The sequence below is a fragment of the Stenotrophomonas sp. WED208 genome, from assembly GCF_040984485.1.
Lineage (GTDB): Bacteria > Pseudomonadota > Gammaproteobacteria > Xanthomonadales > Xanthomonadaceae > Stenotrophomonas > Stenotrophomonas riyadhensis.
The window spans coordinates 183,019-199,075 of the sequence record NZ_JAZARB010000002.1 but is presented as its reverse complement, the minus strand read 5'-3'; the positions used below and the strand labels follow the sequence as shown (position 1 = coordinate 199,075).

At 68.1% G+C, this 16,057-nt stretch carries 15 protein-coding genes; 11 read left to right on the top strand and 4 right to left on the bottom strand.

The genetic code is table 11. From position 1 onward, the window contains the following. Positions 1-32: 32 nt before the first annotated feature. A complete protein-coding gene (locus tag VPH47_RS20525; RefSeq protein WP_110710690.1) occupies positions 33-827 on the bottom strand; it encodes an undecaprenyl-diphosphate phosphatase in 795 nt (264 codons plus the stop codon). A 224-nt stretch (positions 828-1,051) separates the two neighbouring features. Between VPH47_RS20525 and glnA the strand changes: the two genes are divergently transcribed. From glnA to VPH47_RS20475, 10 genes are all read left to right on the top strand, one after another. Next, the gene (gene glnA / locus VPH47_RS20520) at positions 1,052-2,461 is read left to right on the top strand and encodes a type I glutamate--ammonia ligase (protein WP_004153533.1); all 1,410 of its coding nucleotides are present in this window, start codon (positions 1,052-1,054) and stop codon (positions 2,459-2,461) included. A 350-nt stretch (positions 2,462-2,811) separates the two neighbouring features. Next, complete coding sequence (locus VPH47_RS20515) at positions 2,812-3,150, top strand: P-II family nitrogen regulator (protein WP_004134334.1); 339 nt, start codon at positions 2,812-2,814, stop codon at positions 3,148-3,150. A 21-nt stretch (positions 3,151-3,171) separates the two neighbouring features. Continuing rightward, positions 3,172-4,602, top strand: coding sequence for an ammonium transporter (locus tag VPH47_RS20510; protein WP_197611598.1), 1,431 nt, complete (start codon positions 3,172-3,174; stop codon positions 4,600-4,602). A 214-nt stretch (positions 4,603-4,816) separates the two neighbouring features. Beyond that, complete coding sequence (locus VPH47_RS20505; RefSeq protein WP_368851692.1) at positions 4,817-5,563, top strand: N-acetylmuramoyl-L-alanine amidase; 747 nt, start codon at positions 4,817-4,819, stop codon at positions 5,561-5,563. A 67-nt stretch (positions 5,564-5,630) separates the two neighbouring features. Then, positions 5,631-6,797, top strand: coding sequence for a murein transglycosylase A (locus VPH47_RS20500; protein WP_368851690.1), 1,167 nt, complete (start codon positions 5,631-5,633; stop codon positions 6,795-6,797). Between the two features lie 108 nt (positions 6,798-6,905). Further along, positions 6,906-7,220 (top strand): hypothetical protein, encoded by a 315-nt coding sequence (locus VPH47_RS20495; RefSeq protein WP_049435403.1) that lies wholly within the window; start codon positions 6,906-6,908, stop codon positions 7,218-7,220. 81 nt (positions 7,221-7,301) lie between these two features. Further along, positions 7,302-8,363, top strand: a complete 1,062-nt coding sequence (locus tag VPH47_RS20490; RefSeq protein ID WP_368851689.1) for a nitrogen regulation protein NR(II) — start codon at positions 7,302-7,304, stop codon at positions 8,361-8,363. Continuing rightward, positions 8,356-9,804, top strand: coding sequence for a nitrogen regulation protein NR(I) (ntrC, locus tag VPH47_RS20485; RefSeq protein WP_368851688.1), 1,449 nt, complete (start codon positions 8,356-8,358; stop codon positions 9,802-9,804). The genes VPH47_RS20490 and ntrC overlap by 8 nt, the downstream gene beginning before the upstream one ends. 93 nt (positions 9,805-9,897) lie before the next feature. Then, on the top strand, positions 9,898-10,467 hold the full coding sequence (locus VPH47_RS20480; protein ID WP_180846205.1) for a superoxide dismutase family protein: 570 nt from the start codon (positions 9,898-9,900) through the stop codon (positions 10,465-10,467). A gap of 32 nt (positions 10,468-10,499) precedes the next feature. Beyond that, on the top strand, positions 10,500-11,126 hold the full coding sequence (locus tag VPH47_RS20475; RefSeq protein WP_110710699.1) for a superoxide dismutase family protein: 627 nt from the start codon (positions 10,500-10,502) through the stop codon (positions 11,124-11,126). Positions 11,127-11,261: 135 nt separating this feature from the next. Here VPH47_RS20475 and VPH47_RS20470 read toward each other — a convergent pair whose 3' ends face one another. Beyond that, on the bottom strand, positions 11,262-12,149 hold the full coding sequence (locus VPH47_RS20470) for a hypothetical protein (RefSeq protein WP_110710700.1): 888 nt from the start codon (positions 12,147-12,149) through the stop codon (positions 11,262-11,264). 93 nt (positions 12,150-12,242) lie between these two features. Between VPH47_RS20470 and VPH47_RS20465 the strand changes: the two genes are divergently transcribed. Beyond that, entirely contained in the window at positions 12,243-13,538 is a 1,296-nt protein-coding gene (locus VPH47_RS20465) for an acetyl-CoA C-acetyltransferase (RefSeq protein WP_180846204.1), read from the top strand. A gap of 221 nt (positions 13,539-13,759) precedes the next feature. Here the strand turns inward: VPH47_RS20465 and VPH47_RS20460 are convergent, their stop codons facing one another. Next, on the bottom strand, positions 13,760-15,055 hold the full coding sequence (locus tag VPH47_RS20460) for a heme biosynthesis HemY N-terminal domain-containing protein (protein ID WP_110710701.1): 1,296 nt from the start codon (positions 15,053-15,055) through the stop codon (positions 13,760-13,762). Between the two features lie 6 nt (positions 15,056-15,061). After that, complete coding sequence (locus VPH47_RS20455; RefSeq protein WP_368851686.1) at positions 15,062-16,039, bottom strand: uroporphyrinogen-III C-methyltransferase; 978 nt, start codon at positions 16,037-16,039, stop codon at positions 15,062-15,064. Between the last annotated feature and the right edge of the window lie 18 nt (positions 16,040-16,057).

Here is a 16,057-nt window from a genome sequence, read left to right as displayed (position 1 = left end):
CCGGCAATGGGGTTGCCGTGCCCCGGCGCTGTTCAGCTGCCGGAGGGCAACCACAGCAGCAGCGCCGCGCCCAGCGCGATGCGGTAAATGGCGAAGGCGGTGAACCTGTGCGACTTGATGTAGCCCATCAGCCACTTCACTACGACGAAGCCGGTGACGGCCGCGGCAAGGAAGGCCACGCCCACGTCGGTCCAGTTCTCGCTGCCCAGCTGCCCAGCCTTGGCCATTTCCAGGAAGGTGTAGGCGCTGGCGGCGAACATGGTGGGAATGCCGACCAGGAACACGAACTCGGCGGCGGCGGCGCGTCGGCTCAGGCCCAGCAGCATGGCCAGGAAGATCGCCGAGGCCGAGCGCGAAGTGCCGGGGAACACGCCGGCCACCACCTGCGCCAGGCCGACGCCGATCGCCACTGTCCAGGTCACCTGGTCGCGGTCGGGCAGGCGCGCGGTGTAGGCCTCCACCAGCAGCATCCAGACGCCACCGATGATCAGCGCCCAGGCCACCGGGCTGACCGTCTCCGGCAGCGACCAGCCGGCCTTGCGCACCACCAGGCCGACCACGGCGGTGACCAGGAAAGCGGCGCCCAGTTTGAACACGTACTCGCGGTTCTCGCGCTGGTTGAAGCCGGTGGCCAGCTGCAGCAGGCGCTGGCGGAAAACCAGCACCACGGCCACGATCGCGCCGGCCTGGATGACGATGTTGAAGAAGTCCGAGCGGGCACCCAGCCAGTGCTGGGCGATGAGCAGGTGGCCGGTACTGGAGATCGGCAGGAATTCGGTCAAGCCTTCGAGGATGCCCAGCAGCAGGGCGGAGAGCAGGTCGGACATGGACGGTGCGGGCACGCGCGGCAGGAAGGAAGAAGGTCGAGAGGATAGACGATCCCTGCTGCACCAAACGGGTGCGTCGGGTGATGGGCGCACCTGATTGGTGCGCACTGATTTGCACCGGTCCGGGGCGCCCTTTTTGAAATCAATGACTTGCGGGCCGCAAAAAGTTGGCACGGTCGTTGCTGTACCTCAGCAGGCATTCATCCCCATCCGAGGTCGTACCGATGTCCGTGGAAAACGTAGAAAAGCTGATCAAGGACAACCAGATCGAGTTCGTCGACCTGCGCTTCGTCGACATGCGTGGTGTCGAGCAGCACGTGACCTTCCCGGTCAGCATCGTCGAGCCGTCGCTGTTCGAAGAAGGCAAGATGTTCGATGGCAGCTCGATCGCCGGCTGGAAGGGCATCGCCGAATCGGACATGGTGCTGCTGCCGGATACCGCCAGTGCCTACGTCGACCCGTTCTACGCCGATCCGACCATCGTGATCAGCTGCGACATCCTCGACCCGGCCACCATGCAGCCGTATGGCCGCTGCCCGCGCGGCATCGCCAAGCGCGCCGAGGCCTACCTGAAGTCCTCCGGCATCGCCGAAACCGCGTTCTTCGGCCCGGAGCCGGAATTCTTCATCTTCGACTCGGTCCGCTTCGCCAATGAAATGGGCCACACCTTCTTCCAGGTCGATTCGGAAGAAGCGGCGTGGAACAGCGGCGCCAAGTACGACGGCGCCAACAGCGGCTACCGTCCGGGCGTGAAGGGCGGTTACTTCCCGGTGCCGCCGACCGATACCCTGCACGACCTGCGCGCCGAGATGTGCAAGACCCTGGAACAGGTCGGCATCGAAGTGGAAGTGCAGCACCACGAAGTGGCCACCGCCGGCCAGTGCGAGATCGGCACCAAGTTCAGCACCCTGGTGCAGAAGGCCGACGAACTGCTGCGCATGAAGTACGTGATCAAGAACGTCGCGCACCGCAACGGCAAGACCGTTACCTTCATGCCCAAGCCGATCGTCGGCGACAACGGCAGCGGCATGCACGTGCACCAGTCGCTGTCCAAGGGCGGCACCAACCTGTTCTCCGGTGACGGCTACGGCGGCCTGAGCCAGCTGGCGCTGTGGTACATCGGCGGCATCTTCAAGCACGCCAAGGCCATCAACGCCTTCGCCAACTCGGGCACCAACAGCTACAAGCGCCTGGTGCCGGGCTACGAAGCACCGGTGATGCTGGCCTACTCGGCCCGCAACCGCTCGGCCTCGTGCCGCATTCCGTGGGTCTCCAACCCGAAGGCGCGCCGTATCGAGATGCGCTTCCCGGATCCGATCCAGTCCGGCTACCTCACCTTCACCGCGCTGATGATGGCCGGCCTGGACGGCATCAAGAACCAGATCGACCCGGGCGCACCGAGCGACAAGGACCTGTACGACCTGCCGCCGGAAGAAGAGAAGCTGATCCCGCAGGTCTGCTCCTCGCTGGACCAGGCGCTGGAAGCACTGGACAAGGACCGCGAGTTCCTGAAGGCCGGCGGCGTGATGAGTGATGACTTCATCGACGGCTACATCGCGCTGAAGATGCAGGAAGTGACCAAGTTCCGCGCGGCCACCCACCCGCTGGAATACCAGCTGTACTACGCCAGCTGACCGGTAGCGATGGCGGTGGGCTTCCCCTTCCCACCCTCCGCCATCGCTTCCGTTCTCGCGGCTGGGGAGCCGCGGTCAGATCGGGGTTGTTGCACGGGGTCGGATCCCTTTTATGCGTGAAAGGGCTCTGACCCCACGCCAAGGATCCCTGATCCAGGGGCAAGAGAAAGACCGGATACGCGACCAGGGCCGCCCTCCCTCCCGCGTCGGTCGTGCAAGGAGAGAGGCACGGCCGTCCCGGCCCTGTACGTGTCCGGTGCAACAGCCACGGCCATCACCCTGATGGCCGCTGGTTGCCTGATGCCAACGCGCGCTGGCGCGCTGGCCCCATCCACCCTCGGGACATGCGCATGAAACTGATCTCCGCCATCATCCGGCCGTTCAAGCTCGACGAGGTCCGCGAGGCCCTGTCCGACGCAGGCGTGTCGGGCATCACCGTGACCGAAGTGAAAGGCTTCGGCCGCCAGAAGGGCCACACCGAGCTGTATCGCGGCGCCGAGTACGTCGTCGACTTCCTGCCCAAGATCAAGATCGAAACCGTGGTCACCGATGAGCGTGCCGACGCAGTGATCGAAGCGATCCAGTCGTCGGCAGGCACCGGCAAGATCGGTGACGGCAAGATCTTCGTCACCGCCGTCGAACAGGTCATCCGCATCCGCACCGGCGAAATCGGTGCCGACGCGCTGTAACCCCCTTCCGGAGACTCCCCCATGAAGATGCGCCTTCTCACCGGGTGGCAAGCCCGGTTCCACTTCGTGTGCCTGTTGATGCTGCTCAGCGCGCTGGCCGCCGGTGCGTGGCCGGGCAATGCCCACGCGCAGGTCCAGGTGTCGCCGCTGCCGAGCGAAAGCGTGGCGGTCGAACCACTGCAGGACCCGGTCGCTGCGGCCGCCGCACCGGCCGCGGCTGAAGCCACCGCGACCTATGACCATGGCGACGTGGCCTGGATGCTGACGTCCACCCTGCTGGTGCTGCTGATGGTGGTGCCGGGCCTGGCGTTGTTTTACGGCGGCCTGGTGCGTTCGAAGAACGTGCTGTCGGTACTCAGCCAGATCCTGGTGGTGTTCTCGCTGGTGCTGCTGCTGTGGGTGGCCTATGGCTACAGCGCGGTGTTCAGCGCCGGCAACCCGTTCTTCGGCTCGTTCACCGAATTCGCCTTCCTCAAGGGCTTCACCCCCGATTCGGTGGGCAACACGCCGATCAAGGGCCTGCCGGATTACCTGTTCGTCGCCTTCCAGTCGACCTTCGCCGGCATCACCACCGCGCTGATCGTCGGTGCCTTCGCCGAGCGCATCAAGTTCCGTGCGGTGCTGCTGTTCTCGGCGCTGTGGTTCACTCTCAGCTACATCCCGATGGCGCACATCGTCTGGGGCGGCGGCTATTTGGGTGAACTGGGCGCGATCGACTTCGCCGGTGGCACCGTGGTCCACATCAATGCGGGCGTGGCTGGCCTGGTGGCCGCATGGTTCGTCGGCAAGCGCCTGGGCTATGGCCAGACCGCGCTGAAGCCGCACAACGTGCCGTTCACCTATATCGGCGCGATGCTGCTGTGGGTCGGCTGGTTCGGCTTCAACGCGGGCTCCGCCGCCGCTGCCGATACCGTCGCCTCGCTGGCCTTCCTCAATACCGTGCTGGCGACTGCCGCAGCGGTGCTCGGCTGGACGCTGGTGGAAGCAATCAGCAAGGGCAAGCCGTCGGCACTGGGCGCAGCCTCGGGCGCGGTGGCCGGCCTGGTCGGCATCACCCCGGCCTGCGGCACCGTCGGCCCGCTCGGCGCGATCATCATCGGCTTCGTCGCCGGCGTGGTCTGCGTGTGGGGCGTGACCGGTTTGAAGCGCCTGCTGAAGGTGGACGACACCGCCGACGTGTTCGGTGTGCATGGTGTCGGCGGCATCGTCGGCGCGATTCTCACTGGTGTGTTCAGTGCGCAGTCGCTGGGCGGCACCAAGGCCGATCTGGATATCGCCCATCAGGTCTGGGTGCAGGTGGTCAGCGTCGGCCTGACCGTGGTCTGGTCGGCGGTGGTGACCACGCTGATCCTGCTGGTGGTGCGCAGCGTGGTCGGCCTGCGCGTGACCGAGGAAGCGGAACGCACGGGCCTGGATGTGACTTCGCACGGCGAATCCGCCTACGAGGCCTGATGCATGGCGGGCGGCCCTGTGGGGCCGCCTTTGCATTTGGTGGGTGCCAGGCTTGCCTGGCACTGCTCCTGCTCTGGTGGGTGCCGACCGTTGGTCGGCACAGCTGGTAGCCCATCCACGCATGGCCTGGATCTACCGCATCCTCTCTGGTGGGTGCCAAGCTTGCTCGGCACGGCGGCATGCATCATCGCGCCTGATCGCGCACAATCGGGCCATGCACCCGACCCGCACCGCCCTGATGCTCTCGGCCTGCCTGCTGCTGGCCGCCTGCGCCTCCACGCCGCAGGAAACCCGCAACCCGCTCGCCACCTGGGTGCCATCGCCGAACCAGAACGCGCGCACGCCCGTCATCATCGTCATCCACCACACCGAACAGAAATCGGTGCAGCAAAGCCTGCATACGCTGCGTACCGCCAACAGCGGTGGGCCGGTCAGCGCGCACTACCTGATCGGTGCCGATGGCCATCGCTACCAGCTGGTTGCCGATGAGCGCCGCGCCTGGCACGCCGGCGCCGGGCGTTGGGGCACCATCACCGATCTCAACTCCGCCTCGATCGGCATCGAGCTCGACAACGATGGCCGCAGCCCGTTCAGTGCGGCGCAGATCGAATCGCTGACCGTGCTGTTGCGCAATCTCACCACCCGCCTGAACATTCCGCCGCGGCAGGTGATCGGCCATGCCGACCTGGCGCCGACGCGCAAGCAGGACCCGAGCCGGTTCTTCCCGTGGCAGCAGCTGGCCGAGGCCGGTTTCGGCGTCTGGCCGCGCGCGGCCGACGGCGCGGCGCCGGAAGGCTTTGACGCGTGGAATGCGCTGGCCCGCTTCGGCTATCCGCTCGACAACCGGGACGCCACCGTCGCCGCCTTCCACCGCCGCTTCCGTGGCCGCGACGACCTGCCGAAGACGCTGGATGCCGAAGACGCCCGCATCCTGCATTCCCTGCTGCTGCAGACGCCCTGATCCGGCGCATGAACGCTTGACCCCGCGCTGGGTTGCCGCCCAGCGGCCGGCACTCCACCATGGCGATATGATCGATTCCGCCACCTTCTTCAAGCGCAGGCACTGCGCCCTGCTGGCAGCGGCCGTGCTCGCCGGCTGCTCCACCACCGCTCCCCGCACCGGAACCGAAGTGCCGACGCCGGTCACGCCGCCCGCGGCCACCTATGCCAAGGCCGCATGGAGTGCACTGCCACCGGTCTCCGACAGCGATCTGCAGGCCGGCTTCGTTGCCTGGCGCAGCAGCTGCGCGCGCCTGAAGAACGATGCGGTCTGGGCAAAACCCTGCGCCACCGCCGCGACGGTTTCGGACAAGGACCCGGCGGCGATCCGCCAGTTCCTGCAGCGCGATCTGGATGTCTATGCACTGCGTGCCGGCGGCCACCAGGCCGACGGGCTCATTACCGGCTACTACGAGCCGATCTACCCCGGCAGTCTTACCCGTACCGACAAGGCGACGGTGCCGATATACGGGACGCCGGATGATCTGATCGTGGTGCAGCTGGAGAGCGTCTACCCGGAGCTGAAGGGCAAGCGCTTGCGCGGGCGCGTCGAGGGCAAGGTGCTCAAGCCCTATGACGACGCCGGCACCATCGCGGCCAAGGGCGCCAAGGCCCCGGTACTGGCCTGGCTGACCGACCCGATGGACCTGCAGCTGCTGCAGATCCAGGGGTCGGGCAGGGTGCGCCTGGGCGACGGCACGCAGGTACGGCTGGCCTATGCCGAGCAGAATGGCCACCCCTACCGCGCCATCGGCCGCTGGCTGGTCGACCAGGGCCAGCTGAAGAAGGAAGACGTCACCATGGATGCGATCCGCGCCTGGGCCCGGGCCCATCCCGCGCGCGTGCCGGAACTGCTGCGCAGCAATCCCAGCTACGTGTTCTTCGTGCGCAACCCGGACAGCCCGGAAGGCCCGCGTGGTTCACTGAACGTGCCGCTCACCGCGGGTTACAGCGTGGCGGTGGACCGCACCGTGGTGCCGCTGGGCAGCCTGCTGTGGCTGTCCACCACGCGCCCCGACGGCAGCCCGGTGGTGCGCCCGGTGGCCGCGCAGGACACCGGCGGCGCCATTGCCGGCGAAGTGCGCGCCGACCTGTACTGGGGCAGCGGCGATGCCGCCGGCAAGCTTGCCGGTGACATGAAGCAGAAGGGCAACATCTGGATGCTGTGGCCGAAGGGCATGGCCTTGCCGAACTGAACCGACAGGGGTCGGATCCCTTTCCGCAGGGAAGGGCTCCGACCCCGGATGCCTGATAATGGCGCCATTCCGAACTCTCCGGCCGCCGCTGCGGCCAGGACCCCTGCAATGACCTACGCAAAGCACAACGCAAAATCCGGCGCGAAATCCGCCGCGAAGAAGTACTACAAGCACTGGGCCGAATCGGGCCTGGGCAAGGGCAACGTGCTGATGGAAGCCCGTGGCGAGAAGATCGTGCGCCAGGTGGAGATCTACGGCACCAAGATGGTCTGGGCCGACGAGCATGCCCACAGCGACGACCGCTTCCTGCTGGCCGACCAGCCGGTGTCGTTCCTGGATTTCGACGAAGACGACGAGATCAGCGCGCGCGAATTCGAAAGCGCCTGGAAGAAGGCCCGGGAAGCCACCGGCTACCCGGTGTAACGCTGCCCGGCCGGGGTCAGAGCCCTTTCCTGACGGAAAGGGATCCGACCCCGGATCCGCGTTTTGCACTACATTGGTGCAATGTCCGACCCCGCGCCCCCACCGTCCCTCGATGCCCTCGGCACGCCGCTGGCCTGGGCCGGGGCCGATGGCTGCATCGCCGGCTGCAATCCGGCCTTCGCCCGCTGGCTGGGCGTCAGCGTCCGGCGCCTGCTGGGGCGGCCCCTGGCCGCACTGGAAGTGCAGGGCGAGGCACTGGCCCATTTCCTGGCTCGCGATGAGCGCGACAGCCTGCGCCTGAACCGGCTGGCGCTGGCGGTGCCCGGCGAGGCGCCGCGCTTCGCCGAGGGCTGGATGAGCCGCCGCGACGATGGCGGCTGGCTGCTGGAGGCGCATCCGGTCGATGAATTCCCCGGGCTCGACCCGACCCAGGCCCTGCCCAGCGCGCTCAGTGCGGCGCTGAAGGGCCTGGCCCATGAACTGCGCAATCCGTTGGCTGGCTTGAAGGGCGCGGCCCAGCTGCTGGCCCGCCGCGCGGCCCATCGCGACGCCAGCGAACGTGAGCTGATCGAACTGATCGGCTCCGAGATCGAGCGCCTCAACGGCCTGCTCGACCAGCTGCTGTCGCCGGCCCCGGCTGCACCGCATGCCGAACTGAACATCCACGCCGCGCTGGAACGCGTGCTGCGCCTGGCCGAGAACGAGGCCGGCTGGGCGGTACGCCTGCAGCGCGACTACGACCCCAGCATTCCCGAATTCCACGGCGACGCCGACCGCCTCACCCAGGCGGTGTGGAACCTGGTGCGCAATGCGATCCAGGCCGGCGCCGGCAGCATCACCCTGCGCACCCGCGTGGAGCATGGCGTGCGCATCGCCGAGCAGCTGCACACGCTGGCGCTGCGCCTGGAGATCGCCGACGACGGCCGTGGCGTGCCCGAGGAGCTGGCCGAGCACCTGTTCCTGCCCTTGGTCAGTGGCCGCGCCGAAGGCACTGGCCTGGGCCTGGCGCTGGCCCAGCAGGTCGCGCGCGAGCATCGCGGTACGCTGACCTACCGTTCGCGCCCGGGCCATACCGTGTTCACCCTGCTGCTGCCGATCATCAGCGGCGCCGCCCCGGCCGAGGAGGCCCCGCGCGATGTCTGAACCTTCCACCGTCGCACAGCGCATCTGGGTGGTCGATGACGATCGTGCCGTGCGCTTCGTGCTGTGTACCGCGCTGCGCGAAGCCGGCTACCAGGTCGTCGATTTCGACAGTGCCGCTCCCGCCCTGCAGGCCCTGAGCGATGGCCCGCCGCCGGCGCTGCTGTTCACCGATGTGCGCATGCCCGGCGACGATGGCCTGGTGCTGCTGGACAAGCTCAAGAGCGCATTGCCACAGCTGCCGGTGGTGGTGATGTCGGCCTACACCGATGTGGCCAGCACGGCCGGTGCGTTCCGCGGCGGCGCGCATGAATTCCTGTCCAAGCCGTTCGACCTGGACGATGCCGTGGCGCTGGCCCAGCGTGTGCTGCCGGCAGTTGCACCGGCACTGGCGGCGCCCACACCTACGGCCGAAGCGCATAGCGACCAGCCGCCGCAACTGGTGGGCGATACCCCGCCGATGCGCGCGCTGTTCCGTGCCATCGGCCGCCTGGCGCAGGCGCCGCTGGCGGTGCTGATCACCGGCGAGACCGGCACTGGCAAGGAACTGGTGGCCAATGCGCTGCATCGCGAATCGCCGCGCGCGCAGGGGCCGTTCGTCGCGCTCAATACTGCTGCAATCCCGTCCGAGCTGCTGGAAAGCGAGTTGTTCGGCCACGAAGCCGGCGCCTTCACCGGTGCCCAGCGCCGCCATATCGGTCGCTTCGAGCAGGCCAACGGCGGCACGCTGTTCCTGGATGAGATCGGCGACATGCCGTTGCCGCTGCAGACCCGTCTGTTGCGCGTGCTGGCACAGGGCGAGTTCTTCCGCGTCGGTGGCCGCGAGCTGATCCGCGTCGATGTACGCGTGGTGGCCGCCACCCACCAGGACCTGGAAGGCCTGGTCGCGCAGGGCAAGTTCCGCGCCGATCTGCTGCACCGCCTGGACGTGGTGCGCCTGCAGCTGCCGCCGCTGCGCGAGCGCCGCGAGGACATCGCACAACTGGCCAGCACGTTCCTGGCCGCCGCCGCGCGCAAGCTGGATACGCCGCCGAAGCGCCTGACCGCTGCTGCACTGCAGGCGCTGCGCGAACACGACTGGCCGGGCAACGTGCGCGAGCTGGAGAACGTGTGCTGGCGGATGGCTGCGCTGGCCGCCGCCGACACCATCGGCGTGGCCGATGTCGATACCGCGCTGAACCGCGCGCGGGGCCGCCGCAACAGTGCCAGCGCAGCCGATCCGGGCCAGTGGGAAGCGCTGCTGGCCGAATGGGCGCGCCGTCAGCTGGCCGAAGGCGTGGAAGGGCTGCACGCGCAGGTGCGCGAGCGGGTCGACCATGCCCTGCTGGAGGCCGCGCTGCAGATCACCCACGGCCGCCGTGCCGAAGCCGCTGCCCGCCTGGGTCTCGGTCGCAATACCCTTACCCGCAAGCTGGGCGCCGGGCGCCGCCGCGGGGGCCATTGAACGGTCCCTGCACGCGATCCTCGCGCCCGCTTGCCGAACCGTTGATCGTTCATGGACGATGCCGTCCGTAGTGTCACCTGCAAGGAGTCTTCGATGCGTCTGTCCTTTGCCATCCTGCCGTTGTCCGCCGCCGTGCTGCTGTCTGCCTGTGGCAGCGCACCGAAGAAGGCCGGGCCCACCCCGCCGCCGCCGACCGTGGTCAGCACCGCGAAACAGGGCGAAGCCAATCTGTCGCCGGCCTCGGCCAGCATCGTCAGTGGCCGCATCGCGCTGATGGTGGAGCCCGGTGGCATCCACATCACCGGGCTGATTGGTGGCCTGCAGCCGATGCAGCAGGCCGGTTTCCACATCCACGAGCGCGGTGACTGCAGCGCGGTGGATGCCAGCAGCGCCGGCAACCACTTCAACCCCGGTGGCGCCGCGCATGGTCGCGCCGGCACCGGCAAGCACCACCTGGGCGACATGGACAATCTGCGTGCCGATGCCCAGGGCCGCGCCAACGTCGATATCCACCTCAAGGGCGTTACCCTTGGCGGAGGCGCCGCCACCGATATCGCCGGACGTGCACTGGTCGTGCATGCCAACGCCGACGACTATCGCAGCCAGCCCGCCGGCAATGCCGGTGTCCGCATCGCCTGTGGCGTGATCCGGGTTGTCCGCTGATCACCGCAGGCTTCATCCAGGGAGAGATTCCAATGCGTCTGATCCACACTTCGCTGTTTGCGGCCATCGCCGCGCTGGGCCTGGCGGCCTGCGGCCAGCAGCCGGCCGCTCCGCAGACTGAAACCCCGCCGGCCGCGCCGGCCGAGGGTGCAACCACCGAACCGGCCGCAACCCCGGCACCTGCTGCCGCCCCGGCGGCCGATGCGTCGGCCACCGCCGAGCTGGCACCGACCCAGGGCAACGAGGCCAAGGGCAGCGTTACCTTCAAGGTGGTCGACGGCAAGGTCCACGTGACCGGCCAGATCAGTGGCCTGAAGCCGGGCAGCGAGCACGGCTTCCACATCCACGAAAAGGGCGACTGCAGCGCGCCGGACGGCATGAGCGCCGGCGGCCACTTCAACCCGGGTCACCAGGATCATGGCAATGTGGCCACCGATCCGCACCACGGCGGCGACATGCCCAACATCAAGGCCGACGACAAGGGCGTGGCCACCATCGACGGCCCGGTGTCGAGCAACGTCAACATCGGCAAGGGCGATGACTTCGACATCATCGGCCGCGGCCTGATCGTCCACGCCGATGCGGACGACTACAAGACCCAGCCGACCGGCAACGCCGGCGCGCGCCTGGCCTGCGCAGTGATCCAGAAGGCGCCGTAAGAGCGCTCCTGCTGGAAACGGAAAACGCCGGCGCAAGCCGGCGTTTTTCCTGATCGGTAGTGCCGGCCGCTGGCCGGCAATCGCAGATCCGGAGGTTGCCGGCCAGCGGCCGGCACTACCAACAGGCCACCCGGATCAGCGCGCCAGCAACTCGCGCGCGTCCTGCCCGGCCTCGCAGTGCACGAACAGCACCGGCACGCCGTGCGCTTCCAGCACCGCGGCCATCTGCCGCTGGCGCATCAGGAACTGCTCGTAGATGCCCTTCAGGCGGTCACAGTCGTTCTTGCCGTGATTGTAGTGCGCGCACCAGCCGGCCGGATCGAACAGCGCCATGCGTGCCTCGCCGTGCGTGTAGCGCAGCAGCGGCTCGGGCGCGGCGTTGAGCCATTCGTCCTCGCCCGGGGCCATGATCGCGGTCTCGATCAGCGGCCACAGCGCGGCCAGGCCCTGGTTGTCGTACTGCATCGACATCATCGCGGCCAGGTCGTTCACGGTGAAATAGCGCGCATGCTCGATGCGCGCACCGAAGGTGTTCTGCGCCATCAATGCGGTATCGGCATGCGCCATGCCGTTGGCCAGCAGTGTTTCTTCCAGCGCATTGGCCACTGCGTTGGTGGTGGCCACGTCGCTGCCGGTCAGCAGGAACGGCACCACGCGCAGGCCACCGCCCACCAGGCTGGCATCGGCCTGGAACGGCAGCGGCACGTCACCGTTGGCATCGGTACCGAAGGCCAGCAGGCGCGGGCCCTGGTTACGGCCCGGGGCACGCATCTGCAGTTCTTCCAGGCGGCGATGGATCGGCCAGCCCGGGCGCAGTACTTCGGCCGGGTCGAAATGGGCGGCGGCGAACACCAGGTCCAGCTCGGCCACCTGCGGCACCAGCTTGGAAAGGTCACGGCCGACGCGTTCGGCCAGTTCACCGGCCTGTTCAGCGCTGAGCACCGCCTGGCGGGGGATTTCGCCGCCGGCCAGTTCCAGGGCCAGCACGCCAAGGGCATTCATCGCGGGGTCGGGTTTGCTCATGGTTCCACGGTTGGCCCATCACAGGGCGGCAGCTACACTTGGCTCCATTATGCCTGCTCCGTCGTGCAGGCCATGTTGCAGACACCCTCATCCATGCCAGGTATCTCCATGCCCAACGCTCGTCCCGTCGCCATCCTCGGTGGCGTCCGCATTCCGTTCTGCCGCCAGAACACCGCGTATTCGGATGTCGGCAACCTCGGCATGTCGGTCCGTACGCTGGGCGCGCTGGTCGAACGTTTCGGCCTGCATGGCCAGCAGCTGGGTGAAGTGGCGATGGGTGCGGTGATCAAGCACTCCAGCGACTGGAACCTGGGCCGCGAAGCCACGCTGTCTTCCGGCCTGTCGCCGTTGACCCCGGGCATCACCCTGCAGCGCGCCTGCGGCACCTCGCTGGACAGCATCATCACTGTCGCCAACAAGATCGCGCTGGGCCAGATCGAATCGGGCATCGGTGGCGGTTCGGATACCACCTCCGACGTGCCGATCGTCTACGGCAAGAAGCTGCGCGCGCGCCTGCTGGCCGCCAACCGTGCCAAGAGCACTGGCGACAAGATCCGCGCGCTGACCGCTGGCTTCAAGTTCTCCGAGCTCAAGCCCGAGTTCCCGGGCGTGGCCGAGCCGCGCACCGGCAAGAGCATGGGCGACCACTGCGAGGACATGGCCAAGGAATGGAACATCTCGCGTGACTCGCAGGACGAGTGGGCGGTGTCGTCGCACAAGAAGCTGGCCGCGGCCTATGAGCGCGGCTTCTTCAACGACCTGATCGCACCGTTCCGTGGCGTCGAGCGTGACAACATCCTGCGCCCGGATACCTCGCTGGAAAAGCTGGCGACGCTGAAGCCGGCGTTCGACAAGGTCTCCGGCCGCGGCACGCTCACCGCCGCCAACTCCACCCCGCTGACCGACGGCGCCGCCGCCGTGCTGCTGGCCAGTGAAGAGTGGGCGCGTGCGCACGGCCATGAGCCGCAGGCCTACCTGCGCGATGCGCATGTCTCGGCGGTGGACTTCGTGCATGGCGAAGGCCTGCTGATGGCGCCGACCGTGGCGGTGCCGGAGATGCTCAAGCGCAACGGCCTGACCCTGCAGGACTTCGACATCTACGAGATCCACGAAGCTTTCGCCGCGCAGGTGCTGTGCACCCTGCGTGCGTGGGAGAGCGAGGACTACTGCCGCACCCGCCTGGGCCTGGATGCACCGCTGGGCCGCATCGACCCGGACAAGATCAACCTGCTGGGCTCGTCGCTGGCCACCGGCCACCCGTTTGCCGCCACCGGCGCGCGCGTGATCGCTACCGCAGCCAAGCAGCTGGCCGAACGCGGCGGTGGCCGCGCGCTGGTGTCGATCTGCACCGCCGGCGGCATGGGCGTGGTGGCGATCGTCGAGCGCTGATCGTTGCGACCGCGTGCCAACCAAGGTTGGCGACTACCGGGAATGCGCGCTGGATCTGCTTTGGTAGATGCCGACCTTGGTCGGCCATGCGATGTCATCGTTCGGAAGATGTCAGAGCGCCAACCAAGGTTGGCGACTACCGGGTTCCATAGATGAAAACGCCGCCCATCGGGCGGCGTTTTTTCTTGCTCCGGTGGGTGCCGACCGTGGGTCGGCACGCTTCACGGCAACCGCGGATTGCCGAACTCGTCGCGCTCTTCGTTGGCGTCATACACCGGCGGCTGCACCGTAACCGGCTGCTCCTCCACCGTGGCACGCAGCGGCGCTTCAGTGCCGCGCACCAGCTCCACGCTGTCCTCGCCGCGCTGCAGGCGCAGCGCATTGGCCAGGCACTGCGCGGCAAGCGCATGATCGCCACGCTGCGCAAACAGTTCACCCAGCGCTTCCCATGCCGGTGCACCCGCGCCCGCGGCAATGGCTTCGTGCAGGAACGCATCGGCGGCATCCCACTGCTGCTGGCCCAGTGCCACGCGGCCTTGTGCCAGGCGCAGCGCGGCCGAGCTGTCGTGCACGTTGCGCCAGCGCGCCAGGTTGGCTTGGCGCGTCGCCAGGCGCTCGGCGGGCAGACGGCCATACAAGGCCACCAGCTCATCGTCCCAGCGCTGGTCCAGAGCGTGTTCCAGTGCCAGCAGCGCCGGCTCATCCCAGTTCAGGGCCACCGCACGGCTGGCATACGCACCCACCACGTCCGGGGTCGGTCGCAGTGCCTTCGGCGTGGCTTCCCATTGCGCGGCCAGCGCATTGACGTCGGCTGCTTCCAGCAGCGCCTGTGCGGCCAGGCGTGCTTCCAGTTCGCTGTTGGCGTCGGCCGGCAGCACCTTGCTCTGGCGCAGTGCACCCAGCTGGCCATAGGCCTCGTGGGCGCGGCCGGCCTGTGCCAGCGCTTCGGTACGCAGCCACAGGCCGCGCGGCGGCAGCGGCTGGATCGCGGCTACGTCCAGCGCGTTGATCGCATCCACCGGCAGATCGCGCGCCAGCAGCTGTTCTGCACGCAGCAGCGCCTGCAGGGTGGCATCGCTCTCACCCAGGCGCTGCAGCAGCGCCTCGCCAGCGGGGCCATCGGCACGTGCCTGTGCACTGCGCACGGCATTGGCCAGCGCCACCGCACTCACTTCCGGATCCTTGGCGGCGCCGTCCAGCAGCTTCTCCGCACGCTGCCACTGGCCATGCTCATAGGCCTGCAGGCCGTCGATCAGGCGCACCCGGCCCTGCTTGCGGCGGTAGCGGCCCCAGGCACGGAACGGTGCGGCGATCAGGCTCCACAGCAGCCACAGCACCAGCACCGCGATCACCGACAGCAGCGCCACCTTGGGCAGGTTGCTGTGGTAGTCGTAGCCGCCGTAGCGCAGGGTCACTTCGCCGAAGCGGTTGAGGTCATCGGCGCCGAGCCATTGCGCGGCCACCACGCCGATGGCCACGGCCAGCAACAGCACGACCAGGGATTGCAGGGGTTTCATGCGGGATTACCTCCGGTCGGTCTGGGTGCGCAGTTGCTGCAGGGTGCTGCCAAGAATGCTGTTGCTGGCCTGCAGCGGAAGCTCGCGCAAGGCCTTCAGTTCAGCACGTTGCGCGCGCAGGGCCGGTGAATCCGGCCAGCGCCGCTGCGCCCAGTGCTCCACGCGTTCCAGCGCGGTATCGCGGCCGGTGCGGTCGCCGCGTTCGATCGCGGCGCGCGCCAGGGTCAGTTCCAGCTGCAGCGCGTCATCGGCGTTGCGGCGTTCGGCGGCGGTCAGCGGGCCATTCTGGCGGCTCGGGGTGATGTCCACGAACGGTGCCAGCGTGGACTGCCACCACGGTCTGGCGGTGTTGGTCGCAGCGCTGCCGCTCACCTGCGAGGGCAGGCCCTGCAAGGCTTTGGCCAGCGCATCCAACCGCTGCAGCGATTGCACGCGCGGGCCGGTGCCCAGCGCATCCAGTGCATCGCGTTCCTGTACCAGTGCCTGGCGCAGGTTCAGGCCGTCGCTGTCAGGCAGATCGGCCAGTGCGGTGGCGGCCTGTGCATACAGGCGGCGCGCGCCTTCCACGTCATCGGCGTAGTTCAAGCGCTGCGCCGCCTGGGTCAACAGCAGTTCGGCTTCATCGCGCTGTACCGCCTGGCGGCCCTGGTTGGCGCTGTCGGCCAGCTTGGCCAGGTTCTCTTCCAGCAATGCACTGCGCTGGGAAAGGCCCAGCATCTCGTCGCGCAGCACGCGGTTGGTGGCGGCTGCGTCCTGCAGGCGCTGGCTGCTGGCGCGCTGGTCGCGGCGCAGCGCGTCCAGCGTGGCCTCCAGGCCCTGCAGCTGCACGGCGGTGGTCTGTGCCTGCGCCGCCTGTTCGCTCTGTTGCTGCTGCCAGACGTACCAGCCGGCATAGCCGCCCACGCCAAGCACGACCACACCGGCCAGCGGCAGCAGCCAGCGCACGGGTCGACGGGGCAGGGAAACGGGCGGAGTGTCGTTCATCGGGCTTCCTTGTCGGCA

Bases quoted from the DNA above. Each gene is read 5' to 3' on its own strand.
- VPH47_RS20525 (WP_110710690.1), bottom strand. From the start codon at position 827: ATGTCCGACCTGCTCTCCGCCCTGCTGCTGGGCATCCTCGAAGGCTTG.
- glnA (WP_004153533.1), top strand. From the start codon at position 1,052: ATGTCCGTGGAAAACGTAGAAAAGCTGATCAAGGACAACCAGATCGAG.
- VPH47_RS20515 (WP_004134334.1), top strand. From the start codon at position 2,812: ATGAAACTGATCTCCGCCATCATCCGGCCGTTCAAGCTCGACGAGGTC.
- VPH47_RS20510 (WP_197611598.1), top strand. From the start codon at position 3,172: ATGAAGATGCGCCTTCTCACCGGGTGGCAAGCCCGGTTCCACTTCGTG.
- VPH47_RS20505 (WP_368851692.1), top strand. From the start codon at position 4,817: ATGCACCCGACCCGCACCGCCCTGATGCTCTCGGCCTGCCTGCTGCTG.
- VPH47_RS20500 (WP_368851690.1), top strand. From the start codon at position 5,631: ATGATCGATTCCGCCACCTTCTTCAAGCGCAGGCACTGCGCCCTGCTG.
- VPH47_RS20495 (WP_049435403.1), top strand. From the start codon at position 6,906: ATGACCTACGCAAAGCACAACGCAAAATCCGGCGCGAAATCCGCCGCG.
- VPH47_RS20490 (WP_368851689.1), top strand. From the start codon at position 7,302: ATGTCCGACCCCGCGCCCCCACCGTCCCTCGATGCCCTCGGCACGCCG.
- ntrC (WP_368851688.1), top strand. From the start codon at position 8,356: ATGTCTGAACCTTCCACCGTCGCACAGCGCATCTGGGTGGTCGATGAC.
- VPH47_RS20480 (WP_180846205.1), top strand. From the start codon at position 9,898: ATGCGTCTGTCCTTTGCCATCCTGCCGTTGTCCGCCGCCGTGCTGCTG.
- VPH47_RS20475 (WP_110710699.1), top strand. From the start codon at position 10,500: ATGCGTCTGATCCACACTTCGCTGTTTGCGGCCATCGCCGCGCTGGGC.
- VPH47_RS20470 (WP_110710700.1), bottom strand. From the start codon at position 12,149: ATGAGCAAACCCGACCCCGCGATGAATGCCCTTGGCGTGCTGGCCCTG.
- VPH47_RS20465 (WP_180846204.1), top strand. From the start codon at position 12,243: ATGCCAGGTATCTCCATGCCCAACGCTCGTCCCGTCGCCATCCTCGGT.
- VPH47_RS20460 (WP_110710701.1), bottom strand. From the start codon at position 15,055: ATGAAACCCCTGCAATCCCTGGTCGTGCTGTTGCTGGCCGTGGCCATC.
- VPH47_RS20455 (WP_368851686.1), bottom strand. From the start codon at position 16,039: ATGAACGACACTCCGCCCGTTTCCCTGCCCCGTCGACCCGTGCGCTGG.